This window comes from Halomonas salsilacus (genome assembly GCF_051216275.1).
Lineage (GTDB): Bacteria > Pseudomonadota > Gammaproteobacteria > Pseudomonadales > Halomonadaceae > Halomonas.
In genome coordinates, this window is record NZ_JBPKAQ010000001.1 from 70,672 (window position 1) to 92,053 (window position 21,382).

22 protein-coding genes are annotated in these 21,382 nt (G+C 68.3%); 7 read left to right on the forward strand and 15 right to left on the reverse strand.

What is annotated here, in order from left to right:
• Positions 1–85: 85 nt before the first annotated feature.
• The 6 genes from ubiD (at position 86) to ACR80S_RS00360 (ending at position 5,093) form a co-directional block, all read left to right on the forward strand.
• On the forward strand, positions 86–1,573 hold the full coding sequence (gene ubiD, locus ACR80S_RS00335) for a 4-hydroxy-3-polyprenylbenzoate decarboxylase (protein WP_435402250.1): 1,488 nt from the start codon (positions 86–88) through the stop codon (positions 1,571–1,573).
• An 18-nt stretch (positions 1,574–1,591) separates the two neighbouring features.
• Positions 1,592–2,371, forward strand: coding sequence for an NAD(P)H-flavin reductase (locus tag ACR80S_RS00340; RefSeq protein ID WP_435402251.1), 780 nt, complete (start codon positions 1,592–1,594; stop codon positions 2,369–2,371).
• Positions 2,368–3,081 (forward strand): dihydromonapterin reductase, encoded by a 714-nt coding sequence (gene folM / locus ACR80S_RS00345; protein ID WP_435401258.1) that lies wholly within the window; start codon positions 2,368–2,370, stop codon positions 3,079–3,081. The genes ACR80S_RS00340 and folM overlap by 4 nt, the downstream gene beginning before the upstream one ends.
• Before the next feature lie 59 nt (positions 3,082–3,140).
• On the forward strand, positions 3,141–3,284 hold the full coding sequence (locus tag ACR80S_RS00350; RefSeq protein ID WP_435401259.1) for a hypothetical protein: 144 nt from the start codon (positions 3,141–3,143) through the stop codon (positions 3,282–3,284).
• Between the two features lie 162 nt (positions 3,285–3,446).
• A complete protein-coding gene (locus ACR80S_RS00355; protein WP_435402252.1) occupies positions 3,447–4,517 on the forward strand; it encodes a 3-deoxy-7-phosphoheptulonate synthase in 1,071 nt (356 codons plus the stop codon).
• A gap of 66 nt (positions 4,518–4,583) precedes the next feature.
• Positions 4,584–5,093, forward strand: a complete 510-nt coding sequence (locus ACR80S_RS00360) for a DUF3087 family protein (protein ID WP_435401261.1) — start codon at positions 4,584–4,586, stop codon at positions 5,091–5,093.
• A 64-nt stretch (positions 5,094–5,157) separates the two neighbouring features.
• Here the strand turns inward: ACR80S_RS00360 and ppk1 are convergent, their stop codons facing one another.
• Entirely contained in the window at positions 5,158–7,368 is a 2,211-nt protein-coding gene (gene ppk1, locus ACR80S_RS00365) for a polyphosphate kinase 1 (protein WP_435401262.1), read from the reverse strand.
• A gap of 43 nt (positions 7,369–7,411) precedes the next feature.
• Positions 7,412–8,410 (reverse strand): porphobilinogen synthase, encoded by a 999-nt coding sequence (gene hemB, locus ACR80S_RS00370; RefSeq protein WP_435401333.1) that lies wholly within the window; start codon positions 8,408–8,410, stop codon positions 7,412–7,414.
• Positions 8,411–8,629: 219 nt separating this feature from the next.
• Between hemB and elbB the strand changes: the two genes are divergently transcribed.
• Positions 8,630–9,292 (forward strand): isoprenoid biosynthesis glyoxalase ElbB, encoded by a 663-nt coding sequence (gene elbB / locus ACR80S_RS00375; RefSeq protein ID WP_435402253.1) that lies wholly within the window; start codon positions 8,630–8,632, stop codon positions 9,290–9,292.
• Between the two features lie 77 nt (positions 9,293–9,369).
• Here the strand turns inward: elbB and tatC are convergent, their stop codons facing one another.
• The 13 genes from tatC to ACR80S_RS00440 all read right to left on the reverse strand — a co-directional run.
• A complete protein-coding gene (gene tatC, locus ACR80S_RS00380; RefSeq protein WP_435401264.1) occupies positions 9,370–10,143 on the reverse strand; it encodes a twin-arginine translocase subunit TatC in 774 nt (257 codons plus the stop codon).
• A complete protein-coding gene (gene tatB / locus ACR80S_RS00385; RefSeq protein WP_435402254.1) occupies positions 10,140–10,592 on the reverse strand; it encodes a Sec-independent protein translocase protein TatB in 453 nt (150 codons plus the stop codon). Before tatB ends, tatC begins: the two co-directional genes overlap by 4 nt.
• A 6-nt stretch (positions 10,593–10,598) precedes the next feature.
• Positions 10,599–10,868, reverse strand: coding sequence for a Sec-independent protein translocase subunit TatA (tatA, locus tag ACR80S_RS00390; RefSeq protein ID WP_435402255.1), 270 nt, complete (start codon positions 10,866–10,868; stop codon positions 10,599–10,601).
• 51 nt (positions 10,869–10,919) lie between these two features.
• Positions 10,920–11,255 (reverse strand): phosphoribosyl-ATP diphosphatase, encoded by a 336-nt coding sequence (locus ACR80S_RS00395; protein WP_435402256.1) that lies wholly within the window; start codon positions 11,253–11,255, stop codon positions 10,920–10,922.
• A 65-nt stretch (positions 11,256–11,320) separates the two neighbouring features.
• Positions 11,321–12,943 (reverse strand): ubiquinone biosynthesis regulatory protein kinase UbiB, encoded by a 1,623-nt coding sequence (gene ubiB, locus ACR80S_RS00400; RefSeq protein ID WP_435402560.1) that lies wholly within the window; start codon positions 12,941–12,943, stop codon positions 11,321–11,323.
• Positions 12,943–13,590, reverse strand: coding sequence for a ubiquinone biosynthesis accessory factor UbiJ (locus tag ACR80S_RS00405; protein WP_435402257.1), 648 nt, complete (start codon positions 13,588–13,590; stop codon positions 12,943–12,945). Before ACR80S_RS00405 ends, ubiB begins: the two co-directional genes overlap by 1 nt.
• Positions 13,590–14,357, reverse strand: a complete 768-nt coding sequence (gene ubiE / locus ACR80S_RS00410) for a bifunctional demethylmenaquinone methyltransferase/2-methoxy-6-polyprenyl-1,4-benzoquinol methylase UbiE (RefSeq protein WP_435402258.1) — start codon at positions 14,355–14,357, stop codon at positions 13,590–13,592. Before ubiE ends, ACR80S_RS00405 begins: the two co-directional genes overlap by 1 nt.
• Positions 14,358–14,451: 94 nt before the next feature.
• Complete coding sequence (locus tag ACR80S_RS00415) at positions 14,452–14,835, reverse strand: gamma-butyrobetaine hydroxylase family protein (protein WP_435402259.1); 384 nt, start codon at positions 14,833–14,835, stop codon at positions 14,452–14,454.
• 155 nt (positions 14,836–14,990) lie between these two features.
• Entirely contained in the window at positions 14,991–16,313 is a 1,323-nt protein-coding gene (gene hslU / locus ACR80S_RS00420; protein ID WP_435401270.1) for an ATP-dependent protease ATPase subunit HslU, read from the reverse strand.
• 11 nt (positions 16,314–16,324) lie between these two features.
• Positions 16,325–16,843 (reverse strand): ATP-dependent protease subunit HslV, encoded by a 519-nt coding sequence (hslV, locus tag ACR80S_RS00425; RefSeq protein ID WP_416138135.1) that lies wholly within the window; start codon positions 16,841–16,843, stop codon positions 16,325–16,327.
• Positions 16,844–16,972: 129 nt separating this feature from the next.
• Positions 16,973–17,689 (reverse strand): SPOR domain-containing protein, encoded by a 717-nt coding sequence (locus ACR80S_RS00430; protein ID WP_435401271.1) that lies wholly within the window; start codon positions 17,687–17,689, stop codon positions 16,973–16,975.
• A gap of 3 nt (positions 17,690–17,692) precedes the next feature.
• Positions 17,693–19,378: an arginine--tRNA ligase gene (argS, locus tag ACR80S_RS00435; RefSeq protein ID WP_435401272.1), complete on the reverse strand. Its 1,686-nt coding sequence runs from the start codon at positions 19,376–19,378 to the stop codon at positions 17,693–17,695.
• Positions 19,379–19,532: 154 nt separating this feature from the next.
• The coding region (locus ACR80S_RS00440) for a primosomal protein N' (protein WP_435402260.1) at positions 19,533–21,382 on the reverse strand (1,850 nt) is incomplete at its 5' end.

Genomic DNA, 21,382 nt, shown 5'->3' on the forward strand with positions numbered 1-21,382 from the left:
GCCGCTCACCTTGGGCGATTCACCAGACGTATCCAAGGGGCATGCTATGCTGCCACTTTCGTCGCACTGGAACCGGGAAATCCGAATGAAGTACAAGGACCTGCGAGACTTCATCAGCGCCCTGGAGGCCCGGGGCGAGCTCCAGCGCATCACCGCCGAGGTGGACCCCTACCTCGAGATCACCGAGATCTGCGACCGCACCCTGCGTGCCGGTGGTCCTGCGCTGCTGTTCGAGAACGTCAAGGGCCATGACATGCCGCTGCTCGGCAACCTCTTCGGCACGCCGAAGCGGGTCGCTATGGGCATGGGCCAGGAGAGCGTCGAAGCCCTGCGGGAGGTGGGCGAGCTGCTGGCCTTCCTCAAGGAGCCCGAGCCCCCCAAGGGCTTCCGCGACGCCTGGGACAAGCTGCCGATCTTCAAGCAGGTGGTGAGCATGGGGCCGAAGAGGGTTCGCTCGGCGCCGGTGCAGGAGAGGGTCTATGAGGCCGACGAGGTCGACCTCGACCGCCTGCCGATCCAGCACTGCTGGCCCGGCGACGCCGCGCCGCTGGTCACCTGGCCGCTGGTGATCACCAAAGGCCCCCACAAGGCGCGCCAGAACCTCGGCATCTACCGCCAGCAGAAGCTCTCCAGGAACCGGCTGATCATGCGCTGGCTCTCCCATCGCGGCGGTGCCCTGGACTTCCAGGAGTTCCAGAAGGCCCATCCCGGTGAGCCCTTCCCGGTGGCGGTGGCACTGGGCGCCGACCCGGCGACCATCCTCGGCGCGGTGACCCCGGTGCCCGATTCGCTCTCCGAGTACGCCTTCGCCGGGCTGCTGCGCGGCTCGCGCACCGAGCTGGTCAAGTGCGGCCACGCCGATCTCGAGGTGCCTGCCTCGGCGGAGATCATCCTGGAGGGCTTCATCTATCCTGATGACACGGCGCCCGAGGGCCCCTACGGCGACCACACCGGCTACTACAACGAGATCGACCACTTCCCGGTGTTCACGGTGACGCGCATGACCATGCGACGCGACGCCATCTACCACTCCACCTACACCGGCCGGCCGCCCGACGAGCCGGCGGTCCTGGGGCTGGCGCTGAACGAGGTGTTCGTGCCGATCCTGCGCCGCCAGTTCCCGGAGATCGTCGACTTCTACCTGCCGCCGGAGGGCTGCTCCTACCGCATGGCGGTGGTGACCATGAAGAAGCAGTATCCGGGCCATGCCAAGCGGGTGATGATGGGGGTGTGGAGCTTCCTGCGCCAGTTCATGTACACCAAGTTTGTGGTGGTGCTCGACGACGACGTCAGCGCCCGGGACTGGAAGGACGTGATCTGGGCCATCACCACGCGTATGGACCCGGCCCGGGACACCGTGCTGGTGGAGAACACCCCCATCGACTACCTGGACTTCGCCTCGCCGGTCTCCGGCCTCGGCTCCAAGATGGGCCTGGACGCTACCAGCAAGTGGCCCGGCGAGACCGACCGCGAGTGGGGAGTGCCCATCGTCATGGACGAAGCCGTCAAGGCACGCGTCAGCGAGCGCTGGAACGAGCTGGGCATCGAGCTCCCCGACACTACGACCCCCTGACAATCGCACGAGGCATTCATGACGCCAAGGACCCTGACCTGCCTGGTCGACGAGGTCGAGGACCTCACCCCGGACGTCTTCCGGGTACAGCTGGAGGGCCGCCCCGAGGCGGTGGCCCACGCCCCGGGCCAGTACCTGGAGCTGAGGCTCGACGACGAGACCTGGGTGCCCTTTTCCATCGCCAACGCCCACGGCGGCGACGGGGTGATCGAGCTGCATATCCAGCACTGGCCGGAGCGGGAGAATTCCGCGCGCATGCGCGAGCTGGTCCAGGTGGCCAGCCGGTTGACCCTGCGTATGCCCGGCGGCGACTGCGTGCTCGACCCGGACAGCCCCCGACCGCTGCTGCTGATCGCCGCCGGTACCGGCTTCTCCCAGATGAAGGCGATCGCCGAGGCGGCGCTTGAGGCAGATCCCGAGCGCGAGATCGACCTCTGGTGGGCGGCCCGCGAGCGGCGCCAGCTCTACCTGGAGAGCCTGCCCATGGAGTGGGCCAAGGCCTACCCCGGCGTTCGCTTTCACCCGGTGACCGAGCTGGCGCCGGAGGAGCCCTGGGCGGGGGAGGGCGTCATCGGTCATGGCGGGCGTATCGACCAGGCCCTGGCCGCGGGGATCGACGACGTCTCGGGCCAGGACGTCTACATTTCGGGCTCGCCCGGCATGGTCTACGCCTGCGTGGACGTGCTCGCCTCGCTGGGCCTCTCGCCTTCGCGGGTCTTCTCGGACGTCTTCGCCTATGCACCCCGGGATCCCATCGTGCCTACCGCGGGCAGCTTGGTGAAGGAAGCGCGCCAGTGAGCGCCTCGCCGATCCTGATCACCGGCGGTGCCCAGCGCCTCGGGCGCCACTGCGCCGAGCGCCTGGTCGACGACGGCCACCCGGTGTTCATCAGCTATCGCCGCGAGCGCCGCGAACTCGACGCCCTGCGGGCACGGGGCATCGTCACCCTGCCGGCCGATTTCTCCACCGAGGCGGGCATCCTCGACTTCCTCGCGCGACTCCGGGCCGAGACTCGGTCGCTGCGGGCCATCGTCCACAACGCCAGCGACTGGGCGCCGGATTCCACGGGCCCCGAGGCCGGCGCTACCTTCGAGCGGCTGTTCCGGGTCCACATGCTGGCCCCGTACCTGATCAACCTGCACGCCCGGGAGCTGCTCGAAGCGTGCAGCGAGCCCCAGCGGGACATCGTGCACATGACCGACTACGTGGTGCAGAAGGGCTCGAAAAAGCACGCCGCCTATGCCGCCAGCAAGGCGGGGCTGGAGAACCTCACGCTGTCGTTTGCCGCCATGTACGCGCCGGCGATCCAGGTCAATGCCATCGCGCCGGCGCTGATCATGCTTAACGAGGGCGACGACGAGGCTTATGCCGAGAAGGCCCGTGCCAAGTCGGCCATGGAGATGGTCCCGGGCCCCGGGGTGATCTACCAGAGCCTGCGCTACCTGCTCGACAACCGCTATGTGACAGGCGTCACCCTGCCGGTGGACGGCGGCCGACACCTTCGCTAGCGGGGCCTTGCCAGCCCTGCCGCGATGGGGCACGATGGACCCCATATCAGGAGATGACCATGACCGCATTTGCCATCGACACGCACCGCTGCCACGCCGCTTCTGCCGGCAGTGCTGAGCGTGCAGTCGACCCGGCTGCCTGCGGTCGGGGCTATTGGCATGGCCACTTTATGACCGGTGTGCCGGTGGCCATGTCTGACTAGAGAGTCCTGAGCAGCAGATGACATCGCCGGAGGCACGCCCCACCAGGGCCGCCTCCCGACAGAACCCCCGGAAGGCGTCCCGCCCCGGGGGTTCTGCGTTCCTTGGCAGTCAATGTCACCCGAACATCACGATGCATGACCGCTACCCGGAGTTGATGACCCATGAATGCCTCCTTCGCCACCGCCCTGTCCCAGGCCGACCCGAGCGCCGTCGCGCCGGGCGCCATTAGCCGGGCGCTGCCTACCGCCGGCGAGTTGCGCCGTGCCCTGCCCCTGGAGGCCGACCTGGCCCGGCAGGTCGAGGGCCAGCGCCAGGCCATCCGCGATATCCTCACCGGCCGCGATGACCGCCTGCTGGTGGTGGTCGGCCCCTGCTCCATCCACGACCCGGAAGCGGCCCTGGAGTACGCCGGGCGCCTGGCCGGGCTTGCCCCGAAGGTGGCGGATCGCCTGCTGCTGGTGATGCGGGTCTATGTCGAGAAGCCACGCACCACCGTGGGCTGGAAGGGGCTGGCCTACGACCCGGAGCTCGACGGCAGCGATGACATGGCTCGTGGCCTTGCGGCCTCCCGGCGGCTGATGCGCGAGGTCGCCGCCCTGGGTCTGCCGGTGGCCACCGAACTGCTGCAGCCGATGCTCGCCCCCTACCTTGAGGACCTGCTGGCCTGGGTGGCCATCGGGGCCCGCACGACGGAATCCCAGCTGCACCGCGAACTGGCCAGCGGCCTCGATGCCGTGGTCGGTTTCAAGAACGCCACCGGCGGTGATATCGGGGTGGCCCTGGACGCCATGCGCGCCGCGGCCCACCCCCACAGCCACTTCGGCCTCGACCCGGCAGGGCGCCCGGTGGTGCAGCAGACCGCTGGCAACGCCCACACCCATCTGGTGCTGCGCGGCGGCCACGGCGAGCCCAACTATCAGGCCAAGCACGTCCAGGCGGCGCGGCGCTCCCTGGAGGAGGCAGGGCTCACCCCGCGGCTGATGGTGGACTGCAGCCATGCCAACGCCCGCAAGGACCATCGCCGCCAGAGCGAGGTGCTGCTCGACGTGCTGGCCCAGCGCCTGGCGGGGGAGACCGCCCTGGCCGGGCTGATGGTCGAGAGTCACCTGCACGAGGGCAAGCAGGCGCTGGCGCCCGGCCGGCTGCGCCGCGGGGTATCGGTCACCGACGCCTGCATCGGCTGGGAGACCACCGAGCATCTGCTGCTCAGCGCGGCAGAGCGATTGCGCTAGCCCTGTACCCCGGGTGGCGCAGCCGGGATAATCATACCGATCCCGATTCGCCACCCAGGAGGCCCCATGTCATTCCGGTTCGAAGCGCACGACCCCGAGACCTACCGCCGCAAGGGCCGACTGATCAGCCTGGCCATGGCCGGTCAGCTGATCGTCTTCGGGCTGGTCTTCGCCCAGCTGCTGCAGCTGGCTTTCGGCGGTGGCTTCTGGCTCAACGCACTGGGGGTGCTGCTGGGCCTGATAGCCACCAGCCTGACCTTCGCGGTGCTGCGCGAACGCCCCTGGATGACCGAGATGCGCTATGTCTGGCAGCTCAAGCACCACCTGTCCCGCGTCAGCGCCTACCTGCCTGCGCTGCGCCGAGGCGTGGAGGAGGACAACGGCACGGCGCTGGCCATCCTCAGTTTCTACCATCAGGGCATGGCCCAGCTCGCCGAGCTCAACGGCCGCACCCTGGATGACGATGCCGAGCTGCTCACCGAGCGCCAGAAGGTGCGCCTCGCCCGCCAGGAGCGCGGCCTGCCCGAGCGGGTCGACGGTTTCGACCCCCAGGACCTGGCCGCCTTCAAGCGCTGATCCCTCCCGCCGCCCCTTATCCGCACGGCGCCTCTCGCTGCGGGTGTCACTCTCTGCGGATGGTTCAGGCCTTGGCGGCGTAGGCGTAGAGCAGCGTCTCCTGGGCGCTGATCGGTGCCGCGTCGCCTGGCTGCTGCTTGACGTAGCTGCCATCGGGCTGCAGTCGCCAGCTCTGGCAGTTGTCCACCAGGTAGGTCTCCAGGTCCTTGCGCACCCGCGCGGCGAGCTTCTTGTCGAGCAGCGGGAAGCAGGTCTCCACCCGGTGGAACATGTTGCGGCTCATGAAATCGGCGCTGGACGCCCACACCTCGGCCTTGCCGTTGTTCTGGAAGTAGAACACCCGGGTGTGCTCCAGGAAGCGGCCGATGATCGAACGCACCCGGATGGTCTCCGACACGCCGGGGATCCCGGGCCTCAAGCAGCACATGCCGCGGATGATCAGGTCGCACTCTACCCCGGCACGGGAGGCGCGGTAGAGCGCCTGGATCAGCTTGGGCTCGGTCAGCGAGTTGCACTTGATGATCAGGTGGGCGCGCCGGCCCCGGCGGGCATGCTCCGCCTCGCGATCGATCATCGCCACCATGCCCTCGTGGAGGGTGAAGGGCGCGTGCAGCAGGGTCTCGATATGCCGCGCGCGGCCCATGCCCGACAGCTGCTGGAACACTTGGTGGACGTCCTCGCAGAGCGCCTCGTCGGCGGTGAGCAGGCTGTAGTCGGTGTACAGCTTGGCCGTCTTCGAGTGGTAGTTGCCGGTGCCCAGGTGCACGTAGTAGCGCAGTCGCCCCTTCTCGCGGCGCACGATATGCATCATCTTGGCGTGGGTCTTGTAGGCCATTACCCCGTAGATGACGATGGCGCCGGCCTCCTGCAGACGCGAGGCCAGCACCAGGTTGTCCGCCTCGTCGAAGCGGGCGCGCAGTTCGATGACCACCGTCACCTCCTTGCCGCCACGGGCCGCCTCCACCAGCGAGTTGACGATGGGGGAGTCGGCGCCGGTGCGGTAGAGGGTCTGCTTGATGGCCAGCACCGAGGGGTCCCGGGCCGCCTCGGCGAGCAGTTCCTCCACCGGCGAGAAGGACTGGAAGGGGTGATGTAGCAGGATATCGCCGGTGGCGATGGCATCGAACAGGCTGCCGTCCTTCTTGAGGTTCTTGGGCAGCCCCGGGATGAAGGGGCGGTAGAAGAGCTCGGGACGCTCCAGGTCGCCCAGCAGGGCCATCATGCGGGTCAGGTTGACCGGCCCGTTGACCCGGTAGAGGTCGTCCTGCCCCAGGGCGAACTCCTTGAGCAGGAATGCCGCCAGCTCGTCCGGGCAGGTGTCGACTACCTCCAGGCGCACGCCGCTGCCGTAGCGGCGGGCCAGCAGCTCGCCGCGCAGCGCCGAGGCCAGGTCCGAGACCTCCTCCGGGTCCACGGTCATGTCGGCGTTGCGGGTCAGCCGGAACTGATAGCAGCCACGTACCCTCATGCCCGGGAAGAGCTCCTCGGCGTGGGCATGCATCATCGAGGAGAGGAAGACGGCCTCGCTGAAGCCCTCCTCGCACAGCTCGGCGGGCAGGGCGATCACCCGCGGCAGCGAGCGCGGTGCCGGCAGGATGGCCAGCCCACCCTCGCGGCCGAAGGCGTCCTTGCCCTCGAGCTGGACAATGAAGTTGAGGCTCTTGTTGACCAGTCGCGGGAAGGGGTGCGAGGGGTCCAGCCCGATGGGGCTGATGACCGGCATGATCTCCTCGTCGAAGTAGTCGCGCACCCAGGCCTGCTGGGCCTTGGTCCACTCGGTGCGTCGCCGGAAACGCAGCCCCCGCTCTTCCAGTGCCGGCAGCAGGGTCTCGTTAAGGATGCGGTACTGGCGCTCGATCTGCTCGTGGGCGATCCGCGAGATTTCGGCGAGAACCGAACTCGGCGAGCGCCCGTCGAAGCCGGTGCCTTCATCGCCCAGCGCCACCCGGTGCTTGAGGCCGGCCACCCGGATCTCGAAGAACTCGTCCAGGTTGGAGGAGAAGATCAGCAGGAACATCAGCCGGTTGAGCAGCGGGTGCGCCTCGTCCAAGGCCTGCTCCAGGACCCGGATATTGAACTGCAGATGGGAGAGCTCGCGGTTGAAGTAGAGGCTCGGGTCGTCCAGGTCCGCCTCCGGCAGCGCCTTGGGCTTGATGCCGGTGCGGGTCTGGTTGAGACGCGGCGCCGGCGCATCTGCCGTGGCCTCCTCGCCCGACGCGTCGACGGCGCGAAGTTCGGTCAGGGGCGTGGGGGATTCGGGACTACGGTCTTCCATGGGCAACTCTCTTCGGGTCCTGGAAGGGGCGCAGCCCCCTCCGTCACTGGGCGAGCAGGCGGGCCGCCCGCTTGGCAAAGTAGGTCAGCACGCCGTCGGCCCCGGCACGCTTGAAGCAGGTCAGGGATTCGAGGATCACGCTGTCAGCATCCAGCCAACCGTTCTCGAAGGCCGCCATGTGCATCGCATATTCACCGCTCACCTGATAGGCAAAGGTGGGCACCTTGAGCTCATCCTTCACCCGGCGCACCACGTCCAGATAGGGCATGCCGGGCTTGATCATCACCATGTCGGCGCCCTCGGCCAGGTCCAGGGCCACTTCGTGGAGGGCCTCGTCGCCGTTGGCGGGGTCCATCTGGTAGGTGCTCTTGTCGGCCTTTCCGAGGTTAGCGGAGGAGCCCACCGCGTCGCGGAAGGGGCCGTAGTAGCGCGAGGCGTACTTGGCGCTATAGGCCATGATGCGGGTGTTGACCAGCTGCTCCTGCTCCAGTACCCGGCGGATCTCGCCGATGCGCCCATCCATCATGTCGGAGGGGGCCACCACGTCGGCGCCGGCCTCGGCGTGGGAGAGCGCCTGCTTGAGCAGGGTCTCCACGGTGCGGTCGTTGAGCACATAGCCCTGTGCGTCGATGATGCCGTCCTGGCCGTGGCTGGTATAGGGGTCCAGTGCCACATCGGTGATGATGCCAAGTTCCGGCAGGGCCTCCTTGAGGGCCCGCACGCTGCGTTGCACCAGGCCCGAGGCGCTGTAGGCCTCCTCGGCCAGTTCGCTCTTCAGGGAGGCGTCGACCACCGGGAACAGCGCCAGGGCCGGGATGCCCAGCAGATGCGCCTCGCGGGCCTCCTCGATCAGCAGATCCAGCGACAGGCGCTCGACCCCCGGCATGGAGGGCACGGCCTCGCGCTGGTTCTTGCCCTCCAGCACGAACACCGGCCAGATCAGGTCGGCCGGTGTCAGGGTGGTCTCGCGCATCAGCCGACGTGAGAATTCGTCGCGGCGCATGCGGCGCAGGCGGGTCGAGGGAAACTGTCGGGTGGTCATGAAACTCAAGGCGATTCTCCAGCGTGGGTCGCCGGCCAGTGGGCATTGTGGCGACACGATATGACAGTTGGATGACGACGGGTCGTGGCTGATACCGAGTATATCAGCGTGCCGGTACGCCGAAAGTCTCGCCTTGTCGCACCCGTACGTTCGCTCTAGAGTGTGGGATTCGATTATCGGGCCCGCCCGTTGGCGGGTGACCCCTGCAAGGAGACAGGCATGAGCAAACAGGTGGCGGTGATTCTCTCGGGCTGCGGTGTCTTCGACGGTTCCGAGATCTACGAGACCACCCTGACCCTGCTGCGGCTCGACCAGCTGGGCATCGGCTATCGCTGCTTCGCCCCGGACATCGAGCAGCACCACGTGATCGACCATCGCAGCGGCGAGGTGGCCAAGGGCGAGACCCGCAACGTGCTGACCGAGTCGGCGCGCCTGGCGCGCGGCGAGATCTCGCCGCTCTCGGAGCTTGACGCAGACGACTTCGATGCGGTGATCCTGCCCGGCGGCTTCGGGGCGGCCAAGAACCTCTCCAGCTTCGCCGAGGCGGGCGCCGACATGAAGGTGCTCGACGAGCTCAGGGAGGCCATGGCCGGCTTCCAGAAGGCGCGCAAGCCGATCGGGCTGATGTGCATCGCCCCGGTGATGGTAACCAAGCTGCTGGGTCCAGGCATCGCCGTGACCATCGGCCACGACCCGGGCGTTTCCGGCGCCATCAGCGCCATGGGCGGCCTGCACCGCAGCTGCGCCGCGGGGGAGATCGTGGTGGATTTCGAGAACCGCGTGGTCACCACCCCGGCCTACATGCTGGCGACTCGCATCAGCGAGGCGGCCACCGGCATCTTCAAGCTGGTTGACCGCATCGATGAGCTGATGGATCGCTAAGCGCCAGGACATGATCCAACATAACACTTCCGCCGATGCGATCCGGCGGGGGTGTTTCGTCAGCGGAACGTACCGCGCTACTCCTCCGTCTCGCCCTGTGCCTCGTTGCGCTGCTTCTTGCGCTGCGCCAGGCGGCCAAACAGCAGGCCGACCTCATAGAGCAGATACATGGGTACCGCCAGCAGGCTCTGGGAGATCACGTCCGGGGGGGTGAGCAGCATGCCCACCACGAAGCAGCCAAGGATGATGTAGGGGCGTTTCTTCGACAGGCTCTCCACCGTGGTGGCCCCGGAGGCGATCAGCAGAAAGGTGGCGATGGGGATCTCGAAGGCCACCCCGAAGGCGAAGAACAGCTTGAGGACGAAGTTGAGATAGGCGTTGATGTCGGTCATTACCGCCACGTTCTCTGGCCCTGTCTGGGTGAAGAACTGGAACAGCAGCGGGAAGACCACGTAGTAGGCGAAGGCCGCCCCGGCGTAGAAGAGCATCACGCTGGAGGCGAGGATCGGCAGCGCCAGGGCCTTTTCGTTGTCATAGAGACCTGGGGCCACGAAGGCCCAGGCCTGGTGCAGCACGTAGGGAATGGCGATGAACACCGCCACCACCAGAGTCAGCTTGAAGGGCGCCAGGAAGGGCGAGGCAACCTCGGTGGCGATCATCTGCGACCCCTCCGGCAGCAGCGCCATCAGCGGCTGGGCGACGAAGGTGTAGATGTCGTTGGCGAACGCGTAGAGGCCCAGGAAGATCACCAGTATCGCCACCACGGCGCGCAGCAGCCTCGAGCGCAGCTCGATCAGGTGTTCTATCAGCGTGGCCTGGGGCGGTTCCGGGCTGTCACCGGTCTTGCTCATCGGGAGGAGGCATCCTTGTCGGCGGCGGAAGGCACGGGGCGTTCATCACGGCGATCGTCTCTTTCCGAGACATCGCTGCCCGGGTCGTCACGGCGGGCACGGGCCAGGGCGTCGTCAAGGCGCTGCTCGGGGCCAGGTGCCGATGGAGTGTCCTGGTCGCGTGGCCGGAGCTTGTCGGCGGGGCGGTTGGGCTCGGCGAGGCTCTCCACGTCGCGCTGGACCTGGCGCACGCTCTCATCGAGCTTCTTCTGCTGCTCGTTGAGCTTCTGGCGCAGTTCCTCCGCCTCCAGTTGGGCGCTGATCTCGCGCTGCATGCCGGAGACGGTGCGCTTGATCTTGCCGATCCAGAGCCCGGCGGTGCGCGCCGCCTTGGGCAGCCGCTCCGGGCCGAGCACCAGCAGGCCTACCACGCCGATGAACATGAGTTCGAGAAAGCCGATGTCAAACATGGCGGCTTATTTTCGCTCTTCCTGTTCCTTGGGCTTGGGCTCGGCCTGGACGTCGTAGGTGTTGGTCTCTTCCTTGTGGTCCACCCGCGCCTGGGCCTGTTCTTGCGTTTCCCCCTCGGCCTTCTCGGCCTTCTCCTCCTCGCTCATCGCCTTCTTGAAGCCCTTCACGGCGCCACCAAGGTCGGTGCCGACGTTGCGCAGCTTCTTGGTGCCGAAGACCAGGATGATGATGCCGAGTACGATCAGCAACTGCCAGATACTGATACCACCTAACATGAGTGCTTCCTCTGGATCGGGGGCCCCGGCCGGTCCGGGGGCCCTGTGAGTCTATTGCTGTCTGGCGGCCTTCTCGTCGTGGCCGGATACGCCGAAGCGGCGACCCAGCTCGTCGAGTACGGCGTGGTGATCGAGGTCGAGGTGCGACAGCATCACCAGGCTATGAAACCACAGGTCGGCGGTTTCGGCGATCAACGCCTTACGCTCTGCCTCTCCGCCGTGCTCGGCGTCCTTGGCGGCCAGCAGGGTCTCGGTGGCCTCCTCGCCGACCTTCTCGAGTATCTTGTTCAGACCCTTGTGATGCAAGGCGGCCACATAGGAATCCTGCGGATCCCCCTGGCGGCGTTGATCCAGAACAGCTTGCAGGCGGTCGAGAATATCGCTCATGAATGACGGTTCCTTTGCGGTGGGGCATGAAGGCGCCAGGGGATGAGTCGTGACGCGAGCTCGTGTCAGTACCAGGCCAGCAGGGCCAGGCCGATGACGGCGGCGGTCAGGGCCGGCCAGGGCTGGCCGGCGGCCCACTGTGCCAACGGCTGCCAGGCCAGCGCCAGGGCCACCAGCAGGAGCCCCAGACGCAGTCGCCGGCCGCGCCGACCCTCGCGGACCAGCTGGTGGCGGATGCCGCCGAGCGCCTCGCCCTGGCGGCGGCGCTGGCGTTTCTCCTGCTCCATCTGGGAGAGCGCCTGATGGGCCAGCACGGGCAACTCGGGCAGCTGGCGGGTCAGCTCGGGGGCCTGGCGCTTGAGGGACTCCCAGAAGCCCAGCGCACCGGCGCGTTCCTGCATCCACTGCTCGAGGAAGGGCTTGGCGGTCGTCCACAGGTCCAGGTCGGGGTAGAGCTGGCGCCCCAGCCCCTCGATGTTGAGCAGGGTCTTCTGCAACAGCACCAGCTGGGGCTGAACCTCCATGTCGAAGCGTCGGGCGGTCTGGAACAGCCCCAGCAGTACCTGGCCGAACGAGATGTCCTTGAGCGGCTTCTCCAGGATCGGCTCGCACACCGTGCGGATCGCCGCGGCGAACTCGTTGGCCCGGGTATGCTCGCCGACCCAGCCGGACTCGATGTGCAGCGCCGCCACCTCGTAGTAGTCCTGATGGAAGAAGGCCAGCAGGTTGCGCGCCAGGTAGTCCTGGTCCTCGCGGGTGAGGCTGCCGACGATGCCGCAGTCGATCGCGATGTACTGGGGGTCCCGGGGGTGCTCGCGGGCGACGAAGATGTTGCCCGGGTGCATGTCGGCGTGGAAGAAATTGTCGCGGAACACCTGGGTGAAGAAGATCTCCACGCCGCGCTCGGCGAGCCGCTTGAGGTCGGTCTCCTGGGCCTCGAGTGCCGCCATGTCGGCCACGGGGATGCCGTAGATGCGCTCCTGTACCATCATCCGCTGGCGGGTCAGCTCCCAGTGGATTGCCGGCACATAGAGCAGCGGCGAGTTCTTGAAGTTGCGCTTGAGCTGCGAGGTGTTGGCCGCCTCCTTGTGCAGGTCGAGCTCATCGAACAGCGTGGCCTCGTAGTCGCGCACCACCTCGACCGGGCGCAGGCGGCGCGCCTCGGGAACCAGGGCCAGCAGCTGGGCGAAGCGGTACATCAGCGCCATGTCCTGACGCATCACCCGGTCGATGCCGGGGCGGATGATCTTGACCACTACCTCCTCGCCAGTGTGCAGGCGCGCACCGTGAACCTGGGCGATGGAGGCCGAGGCCAGGGGCTCGGCGTCGAAGCGGGCGAAGGCCAGTGCCACGGTCATGCCGAGCTCGTCCTCCACCACTGCGCGGGCCTGGACGCCGGGGAAGGGCGGCACCTGGTCCTGCAAGCGCCTCATCTCGTCGGCGATGTCCCCGGGGAGCAGGTCGCGGCGGGTGGAGAGCACCTGGCCGAACTTGACGAAGATCGGCCCCAGGGATTCCAGCGCCAGGCGCAGCCGGGCCCCGCGAGAGCGCTTGCCGATAGGCACGAGGCGCAGCGGCGAGAGGCGCAGCAGGGTCCGCAGTATCCAGGGCAGTCGCTCCAGGGGAATCAGGGTGTCGAGCCGGAAGCGGGTGATCACCCAGAGGATGCGCAGCAGCCGCAGCAGCATCATGGCGTTTCTCGCCCGTCTTTGTGTACTGTCGGCTGTGCCGCCAGGCGGCGGTGCAGCCTGGCCAGGCGGGTCTCCAGGCGGTCGGCGGAGACCTCGAGCTCGGTGAGGTGGTCGCGCAGCACCTCCAGTTGGGGGCGGCCGGGCAGCAGGCGGGCCTCTTCCACCAGATACTCGGAGAGGTCGGCGCAGAACTCCTTGCGGGTGCGCAGCCCGAAGCGTCCCAGGCGGCGCAGTCCCTGGGCCAGGCTGTTGGCGGGCACATCGCCCAGCCAGCGGGCCAGCTCGCCCTCCCAGTCCAGGTCGAGGTCGAGCAGCAGGTCGCGGGTCTGCTCCAGCAACTGGGTGCGGCCACGCACCGCCAGCCGCCCCTGGAACATCAGCCGCTCGATGGAGGCGCCCCCGAGTAGTGCGCCGGCGGTCTCGGCGTCCAGCCCCATCACGGCATCGAAGACCTGGTCCTCAAGGCTTTCCGGACGCAGCAGGTCGAGGCCCTGGGGGTGGTAATGGATGGCCAGGGCCAGCTCGGGACTCCTCAGGCGCAGCAGCAGGCGCTGACCGGCGAGCCGAGCCAGGCGCGAGGGCGCCGCCGGGTCCCGGGCGAGCAGCGCGTTGAGGGTGCGTTCCAGGCCGGCCAGTAACAGCATTACAGCTTGATGCCGCGGTGCAGGGCCACGATGCCCCCGGTGAGGTTGCTGTACTCGACCCGCTCCAGGCCGGCCGCCTCCATCATCGCCTTGAGAGTCTCCTGGTCCGGGTGCATGCGGATCGATTCGGCCAGGTAGCGGTAGCTGTCGGCGTCATTGGCCACCACTTCGCCGATCTTCGGCAGCAGGCGGAAGGAGTACTCGTCGTAGGCCTTCGATAGTATCGCGCTGTCGGGCTTGGAGAACTCCAGCACCAGCAGGCGCCCGCCAGGCTTGAGCACCTGGGCCATTGAGCGCAGGGCGGCGTCCTTGTCAGTGACGTTGCGCAGGCCGAAGGCGATGGTGATGCAGTCGAAGGTGTTGTCGGGGAAGGGCAGACATTCGGCGTTGGCCTGGACGTACTCGATGTTGCCGCCGACGCCGCGATCGAGCAGCTTGTCTCGCCCGACCCGTAGCATGGATTCGTTGATGTCGGCTAGCACCACGCGGCCGCGAGGCCCCACCAGACGCGAGAACTTGAGTGTGAGATCACCGGTGCCGCCGGCGATATCGAGCACGCTGTGGCCCGGGCGCACCCCGGCGCGCTCGATGGTCAGTCGCTTCCACAGGCGGTGAATACCGAAGGACATCAGGTCGTTCATGACGTCATAGCGGGCAGCCACGGAGTGGAAGACCTTGGCCACGCGGGCGGCCTTCTCCTCGACGGGCACTTCCTGGAAGCCGAAGTGGGTAGTCTGCTGGTCCCTGGAGCTGGGGTTGGCGCTCATGCGATGGGGCTCCCGATTCGCTGCATGGGAGAGGCCGGTGCCTCGGATGGGCGCCATTGTAGCGTCCCGCGGCGGCGATTGTCTTGACGGCGGTTCAGAGCTGCTTGATTTCGATGCCCAGGGGCTCGCGGCTGGCGTCGGCGTCCTTCAGGCGCTGCAGGTAGTCCGCCCAGTTGGCCTCATGGTTCTGGATCAGCCACCACAGATAGTCCCAGCTGAAAAGGCCGCTGTCGTGGCCGTCGTCGAAGTGCAGTTTGAGGGCATAGCGGCCGGTCTGGGTAATGTCCTTGAGGCCGACGAACCTCTTCCCCACCTGCAGGGTGGCGGTATCGGGACCGTGGCCGCGTACCTCGGCGGAGGGGGAGAAGACCCGCAGGTACTCGACGGGGAGTCGATGGCGCTGGCCATCGGCATAGCCGAGCTCGAGCTCCTGGGCCTTGCGGTGGTAGTGCACTCGGGTCGGGATAGGGGCTGTCATGCGGGCTTGTGCCTCTGGCGTTGGGAGGTGCCGCGTGCCGTGCTCGCCATCCCTGGCGAGCGTCGTGCGCGGCTTCGCTTGCTCCAGCGATCACGGGTAGATATCGCTTCGCTACGGCACCCGGCTTCCCGGGAGTGTTGAGTGTATCGCTGTAGCTACAGGATATACCGCGACAGGTCCTCATCCTTGGCCAGCTCGCCGAGCTGGGAGTCCACGTAGGGGGCGTCGATGGTCAGCGGCGTGCCGATATCGCTGCCCCGGTAGGAGGCCTCCTCGAGCAGGCGCTCCAACACGGTGTGCAGGCGGCGCGCGCCGATGTTCTCGGTGCCCTCGTTGACCTGCCAGGCGATCTCGGCGATGCGCTCGATGCCGTCGTCGGTGAACTCGATCGCCAGGCCCTCGGTGGCCAGCAGCGCCTGGTACTGCTTGGTCAACGCAGCGGAGGGCTCGGTCAGGATGCGCTTGAAGTCATCGGGCGTCAGGGCGTTGAGTTCGACGCGGATCGGCAGGCGGCCCTGCAGTTCGGGAATCAGGTCCGAGGGGCGCGACAGGTGGAAGGCGCCGGAGGCGATGAACAGGATGTGGTCGGTCTTGACCATGCCGTACTTGGTGGAGACCGTGGAGCCCTCGATCAGCGGCAGCAGGTCGCGCTGGACGCCCTCGCGGGAGACCTCGCCGCCGCTGGACTGGCCACTGCCCTTGGTGACCTTGTCGATCTCGTCCAGGAAAACGATGCCGTGCTGCTCCACCGCCTCGATGGCACGGCTCTTGATCTCCGCCTCGTTGACCAGCTTGCCGGCCTCCTCGTCGCGCAGCAGGGCGAAGGCGTCTTTCACCGCGACCCGGCGGGTCTCGGTCTTCTGCTTGCCCATGCCGGAGAACAGGCTGGAGAGCTGCTGGGTCATCTCCTCCATGCCCGGCGGAGTCATGATGTCGACGTTGGGGCCCTGCTGGGTGAGCTCGATGTCGATCTCCTTGTCATCGAGCTGGCCCTCGCGCAGCTTCTTGCGGAAGACCTGGCGGGTCCCGCTTTCCTGGCGCGGCTCATCCTCCTGGCCGCGGGCTGGCGGCAGCAGGGCGTCGAGGATGCGATCCTCGGCGGCATCCTCGGCGCGGTGGCCCACCTCCTCCTTGGCCTGCTCGCGCACCAGCTTGATGGCGGCCTCGGTCAGGTCGCGGATGATCGAGTCGACGTCGCGGCCCACATAGCCCACCTCGGTGAACTTGGTGGCCTCCACCTTGATGAAGGGGGCGCGGGCCAGCTTGGCCAGGCGCCGGGCGATCTCGGTCTTGCCCACCCCGGTGGGGCCGATCATCAAGATGTTCTTGGGCGTCACCTCCTGGCGCAGGTCGGCGTCGAGCTGCATGCGGCGCCAGCGGTTGCGCAGGGCGATGGCGACGGCGCGCTTGGCGTCCTGCTGGCCGATGATGTACTGGTCCAGAGCGTGGACGATCTCGCGGGGGGTCATCTGGGTCATGGTGGCGGCCTTCAGAGCGTTTCGAGGGTGACGTTGTGGTTGGTGAACACGCAGATGTCGCCGGCGATCGCCAGCGACTTCTCGGTGATCTCCTTCGCCGACAGGTCGGTGTTCTCGAGCAGCGCCCGGGCCGCGGCCAGGGCGAAGTTGCCGCCGGAGCCGATGGCGATGATGCCGCGCTCGGGCTCCACCACGTCACCGTTGCCGGTGATGATCAGCGAGGCATCCTTGTTGGCCACGGCCAGCAGCGCCTCCAGGCGACGCAGAGCGCGGTCGGTACGCCAGTCCTTGGCCAGCTCCACGGCGGCCTTGACCAGGTTGCCCTGGTACTTCTCCAGCTGCGCCTCGAAGCGCTCGAAAAGGGTAAAGGCGTCGGCGGTGCCGCCGGCGAAGCCCGCCAGCACCTCGCCCCGGTAGAGGCGGCGTACCTTGCTGGCGTTGCCCTTCATCACGGTGTTGCCCAGGGATACCTGGCCGTCACCGGCCAGCGCCACCTGGTCACCGCGGCGCACGGATACGATCGTGGTCATGGAGGGGAATCTCCTTGGGGGAGCGGGTGGCTCCCGATGACTGTCGGCGCCGCAGGCGGCCCGGGCGCCGTGAATGAGCTTCCGGGGGAAATGCGGGCGCCGGGAGAAGATTTCAACCGTTGGGTGGGGTCAGTTCTGGAGGCGAATCAACAGCGGCTCGATACCCTGGGTGACCATCAGGTCCTGGGCGCGGTTGAGCTCGCGGTTGTCATCGTAGGGGCCGACCTGGACGCGATGCCAGGTCTGGCCGCCGGAGGCCTTGACCTCGCTGACCTGGGCCAGCAGGCCGAAGTCGCGCAGCCGGCGCTGAAGCTGCTGGGCGTCGCCGGGCTCGCGGAAGGAGGCAGCCTGCAACATGTAGCGGTGGCCGTTGCGGGCGGCGGGCTCGGCCGCAGGTTTCGGGGTGTTGTCGGCGGCCAGGTTGGCGGCGATCACTTGGGCGATGGGGTCGTCGCCGGCCTCGGCCGTCTCCTCGGCGGATGGCGGCGCCGGCGGGCGCGCCGTGGAGGCGGGCATCTCGCCGCGCGGGGCGATTACCTCGGACTCCGGCAGCAGGGTGTAGAACTCGAAGGTGGGCATGCGCGGCTCGCTGGGCGCTTCCGGTGCCGAGGGTTCGCTGCGAGTCTCAGGTGGGGCGCTGCGCGGCAGCACCGTGGCCAGGGGAGAGTCCTCCACCTGCCAGGGGGCCACGCCGTGCTGGTGTTGGGAGAGCAGGAACCCGGCCACTACACCGGCCAGGCCCCACACCCAGCCGGGCAGTCGCCATTCCCGGCGTGTCTTGTTGCCGGGCTGGCGGCGGCTGCTGGTGGCGCCACGCCGCTTCGGTGGCTGCTTGCGAGTCGCCATGGCTTACATCTCCTCGGGGGCGCTGACTCCCATCAGGTCCAGGCCGTTGCGTAATACCTGGCGGGTGGCCAGGCCCAAGGCCAGGCGAGCATTGCGCAGGGCGTCGTCCTCGACCATCACCTTCACCGCGTTGTAGCAGGTGTGGAAGTCGGCGGCCAGGTCCAGCAGGTACTGGCCGATCTGCTGGGGTTCGCGGGCGGCGGCGGCGTGCTCCACCACCTCGGGGTAGCGGGCCAGGCGGTTCATCAGCGCCTTCTCCTGGTTTTCCTCGAGCAGGCCCAGGCTCGCCAAGGCCTGGGCAGGGTCGAAGGGCAAGCCGTCGGCCTCGGCGCGGCGCATCACGCTGCAGACCCGAGCGTGGGCGTACTGGACGTAGTAGACCGGGTTGTCGTTGGACTGGGAGCGCGCCAGGTCGATGTCGAAGGTCAGCTGGGAGTCCGCGCGGCGAGCGGCCAGGAAGAAGCGCGTGGCGTCGCGGCCCACCTCATCGATCAGGTCGCGCACGGTGACGTAGCTGCCGGCGCGCTTGGAGAGCTTCACCTCCACCCCAGAGCGGGTCACCATCACCATCTGGTGCAGCACGTAGTCGGGCCAGCCCTGGGGAATGCCGATCTCCAGGGCCTGCAGGCCGGCGCGTACCCGGGTCACGGTGGAGTGGTGGTCGGCGCCCTGCTCGTTGACCACGCTGCCGAAGCCGCGCTGCCACTTGTCGAGATGGTAGGCCACGTCGGGCAGGAAGTAGGTGTACTGCCCGTCGGACTTGCGCATCACCCGGTCCTTGTCGTCGCCGAAGCCCGTGGTGCGCAGCCACAGGGCGCCATCCTGCTCATAGGTGTGGCCCCTCTCGATCAGGCGCTCGACGGCGGCCTCCACCTTGCCATCGCGGTAGAGCGAGGACTCCAGGAAGTAGACATCGAAGTGCACGCCGAAGGCCCTGAGGTCTAGGTCCTGCTCGCGGCGCAGGTAGGCCACCGCGAACTCCTGGATCGCCTCGAGATCGTCCGGGTCGCCCTTGCCGATGACGTGGCGGTCGTCGGCATGGACGGTCTCGCCGGCGAGATAGCCGTTGGCCACATCGATGATGTAGCCGCCGCGGTAGCCGTCGGCGGGCCAGCTCGCGTCCTCGGGGTCGAGTCCCTTGACGCGGGCCTGCACAGAAAGTGCCAGGTTGCTGATCTGGGCACCGGCGTCGTTGTAGTAGAACTCCCGGGTGACGTCGAAGCCGGTGGCCTCGAGCAGCCGGCAGAGGCAGTCACCGATGGCTGCGCCGCGACCGTGACCCACGTGCAGCGGCCCGGTGGGGTTGGCGGAGACGAACTCCACCTGCACCTTGGCCCCCTGGCCGGTCAGGCTGCGGCCGTAGGCGTCGCCTGAGTCGAGCACCTGGCGTACCACCTGGGCGGCGGCGTCGGTGGCGGCGAAGAAGTTGACGAAGCCGGGGCCGGCGATCTCCACCTGGCGGATGGCATCACTCTCGGGCAGGGCGGCGATCAGGGCCTCGGCCAGATCACGGGGCTTCCTGCCGGCGGGCTTGGCCAGCATCAGCGCGAGGTTGGTGGCGTAGTCGCCGTGGACCTTGTCTTTCGTCGGGTCGACCTTGATGGGCGGCGCGAGGTCGGCGGGCAGCACGCCCTGCTGCTTGAGGGTGTCGAGGGCGCCTTCGAGCAGCGAAACGATGATCTCTTTCATGGAGCGTCGATTGTCCTGTGGCGCCGGGCGGGGCGAGCGGCCGATGAACCGGCGATGACGAGGCGCTCACCCGCGGCGCGGGCATGGAAGCGGAGCCTTGATGGGCATGGCCGGCCATTATCGGCAATTGTGGTGCGGCTTTAAAGGGCGAGCGTCAGCTGAGGGTCTGGGGATCGATATCCAGCGACCAGCGCGTGCGTCGCGCCTCGGGGGTGGCCTCCAGCCAGCGGGTCAGCCAGGCGCAGGCCTGATGGAGGGCGCTGCGCTTGTCGGCGCCCAGCATTACCTGCAGGTGATAGCGCCCCTGGCGGCGCTCCATGGGGGCCGGCACCGGGCCCAGGCAGTCCACCGGAAGCGTGTGCTCGGCCAGCCAGCCGCGCAGGGCGCCGGCGGTGAGTCGCCCGAGCTCGCCGGCGGCCTCCTCCTTGGCGCTCTCCAGGCGCAGCAGCGCCAGGAAGCGGAAGGGGGGCAGGGCGGCGGCGCGGCGCTCCTCCAGCAGCTGCTCGGCGAGAGGCGCGTAGCCCCGCTCGGCCAGCAGGCGCAGGTGCGGGTCGTCCGGGTGCAGGGTCTGCACCAGCACGCGCCCTGGGTGGGCGGCGCGGCCGGCGCGGCCGGCCACCTGGACCAACAGCTGGGCGCTCTGTTCCAGGGCGCGGAAGTCGCTGGCGTAGAGGCCCGCGTCGGCGTTGACGACCACTACCAGGGTGACGTGGGGCAGGTGGTGTCCCTTGGCCAGCATCTGGGTACCCACCAGCAGGCAGGGCTCGCCGCGGCGCACCTCGGCCAGCGCCTGCTCGAAGGCGTCGCGGCGCCGGGTGCTGTCGCGGTCGATGCGGTGCACCGGCACCGTCGGGAAGAGGCCGGCCAGGGTCTCCTCGGTGCGTTCGGTGCCGCTGCCAAGCGGACGTAGATCGATGCTGCCGCACGTTGGACAGCTCTCCGGCAGGGCACGACGGCGATCGCAGTGGTGGCAGGCCAGCAGCGGCGGCTGGCGATGCAGGGTCATGCGCGCGTCGCAGGCGTCGCATTCGGCCAGCCAGCCGCAGGCGTGGCAGGCCAGTGTCGGCGCGAAGCCGCGGCGGTTGATGAACACCAGCACCTGGCGGTCGGCGGCCAGGGTCTCGCGGATGGCCTCGATCACCGGCGGGATCAGCCCGCCCTGGCGGGGCCGCCCGCGCAGGTCGATCAGTTCCAGCTTGGCGGGGGCATGGCGGGTGGCGCGGCGGGTCAACGGCAGGTGTCGCCACTCGCCGCTGCGCGCCTTGGCCAGGCTCTCCAGCGAGGGCGTGGCACTGCCCAGCAGCAGCGGGATGGCGTGGTGGTGGGCGCGGGCCACGGCCAGGTCGCGGGCGTGGTAGCGCAGGCCATCCTGCTGCTTGTAGGAGCCATCGTGCTCCTCGTCGACGATGATCACCCCAGGGCGCGCCAGCGGGGTGAAGATCGCCGAGCGGGTGCCGATCACGATGGGGGCGCGACCGCTGGCGGCGGCCTCCCAGGCGTCCAGGCGCTCATGGTCGGTGAGCCCGGAGTGCAGCGCCACCACCGGCACCTGGAAGCGCCTGCGGAAGCGCGACAGGGTCTGGGGGGTCAGGCCGATCTCGGGGACCAGTACCACCGCCTGGCGGCCGCGGCCCACCACCGCCTCGATCAGTTGCAGGTAGATCTCGGTCTTGCCGCTGCCGGTGACCCCCTCCAGCAAGCAGGGGTGATAGGTGTCCAGCCGCTCGTGGAGCACCGAGAGGGCCGCGGCCTGCTCGCGATTGAGGGGCAGGGCGGGGTCGGCCAGCAGGTGGTCGACGTCCGGCCGGGGGCAGGCGGTGAGGGCCTCCTCGCGGGCGACCACCAGCCCCTTGGCGGCCAGGGCCTTGAGCTGCTCGCGGGAAAACGACTGGGCCAGGATCACCTGGGTGGCCAGGCCGTGGGGGTGCTGGGCGAGCATCACCAGCAGTTCTGCCTGGCGCGGGGCCCGGGCCAGGACCTTGGCAGGGGCGTGGGGGGGGGGGG

Coding starts and splice junctions, on each gene's coding strand:
- ubiD (WP_435402250.1), top strand. CDS start 86: ATGAAGTACAAGGACCTGCGAGACTTCATCAGCGCCCTGGAGGCCCGG.
- ACR80S_RS00340 (WP_435402251.1), top strand. CDS start 1,592: ATGACGCCAAGGACCCTGACCTGCCTGGTCGACGAGGTCGAGGACCTC.
- ACR80S_RS00350 (WP_435401259.1), top strand. CDS start 3,141: ATGACCGCATTTGCCATCGACACGCACCGCTGCCACGCCGCTTCTGCC.
- ACR80S_RS00355 (WP_435402252.1), top strand. CDS start 3,447: ATGAATGCCTCCTTCGCCACCGCCCTGTCCCAGGCCGACCCGAGCGCC.
- ACR80S_RS00360 (WP_435401261.1), top strand. CDS start 4,584: ATGTCATTCCGGTTCGAAGCGCACGACCCCGAGACCTACCGCCGCAAG.
- ppk1 (WP_435401262.1), bottom strand. CDS start 7,368: ATGGAAGACCGTAGTCCCGAATCCCCCACGCCCCTGACCGAACTTCGC.
- hemB (WP_435401333.1), bottom strand. CDS start 8,410: ATGACCACCCGACAGTTTCCCTCGACCCGCCTGCGCCGCATGCGCCGC.
- elbB (WP_435402253.1), top strand. CDS start 8,630: ATGAGCAAACAGGTGGCGGTGATTCTCTCGGGCTGCGGTGTCTTCGAC.
- tatC (WP_435401264.1), bottom strand. CDS start 10,143: ATGAGCAAGACCGGTGACAGCCCGGAACCGCCCCAGGCCACGCTGATA.
- tatB (WP_435402254.1), bottom strand. CDS start 10,592: ATGTTTGACATCGGCTTTCTCGAACTCATGTTCATCGGCGTGGTAGGC.
- tatA (WP_435402255.1), bottom strand. CDS start 10,868: ATGTTAGGTGGTATCAGTATCTGGCAGTTGCTGATCGTACTCGGCATC.
- ACR80S_RS00395 (WP_435402256.1), bottom strand. CDS start 11,255: ATGAGCGATATTCTCGACCGCCTGCAAGCTGTTCTGGATCAACGCCGC.
- ubiB (WP_435402560.1), bottom strand. CDS start 12,943: ATGCTGCTGCGGCTGCTGCGCATCCTCTGGGTGATCACCCGCTTCCGG.
- ACR80S_RS00405 (WP_435402257.1), bottom strand. CDS start 13,590: ATGCTGTTACTGGCCGGCCTGGAACGCACCCTCAACGCGCTGCTCGCC.
- ubiE (WP_435402258.1), bottom strand. CDS start 14,357: ATGAGCGCCAACCCCAGCTCCAGGGACCAGCAGACTACCCACTTCGGC.
- ACR80S_RS00415 (WP_435402259.1), bottom strand. CDS start 14,835: ATGACAGCCCCTATCCCGACCCGAGTGCACTACCACCGCAAGGCCCAG.
- hslU (WP_435401270.1), bottom strand. CDS start 16,313: ATGACCCAGATGACCCCCCGCGAGATCGTCCACGCTCTGGACCAGTAC.
- hslV (WP_416138135.1), bottom strand. CDS start 16,843: ATGACCACGATCGTATCCGTGCGCCGCGGTGACCAGGTGGCGCTGGCC.
- ACR80S_RS00430 (WP_435401271.1), bottom strand. CDS start 17,689: ATGGCGACTCGCAAGCAGCCACCGAAGCGGCGTGGCGCCACCAGCAGC.
- argS (WP_435401272.1), bottom strand. CDS start 19,378: ATGAAAGAGATCATCGTTTCGCTGCTCGAAGGCGCCCTCGACACCCTC.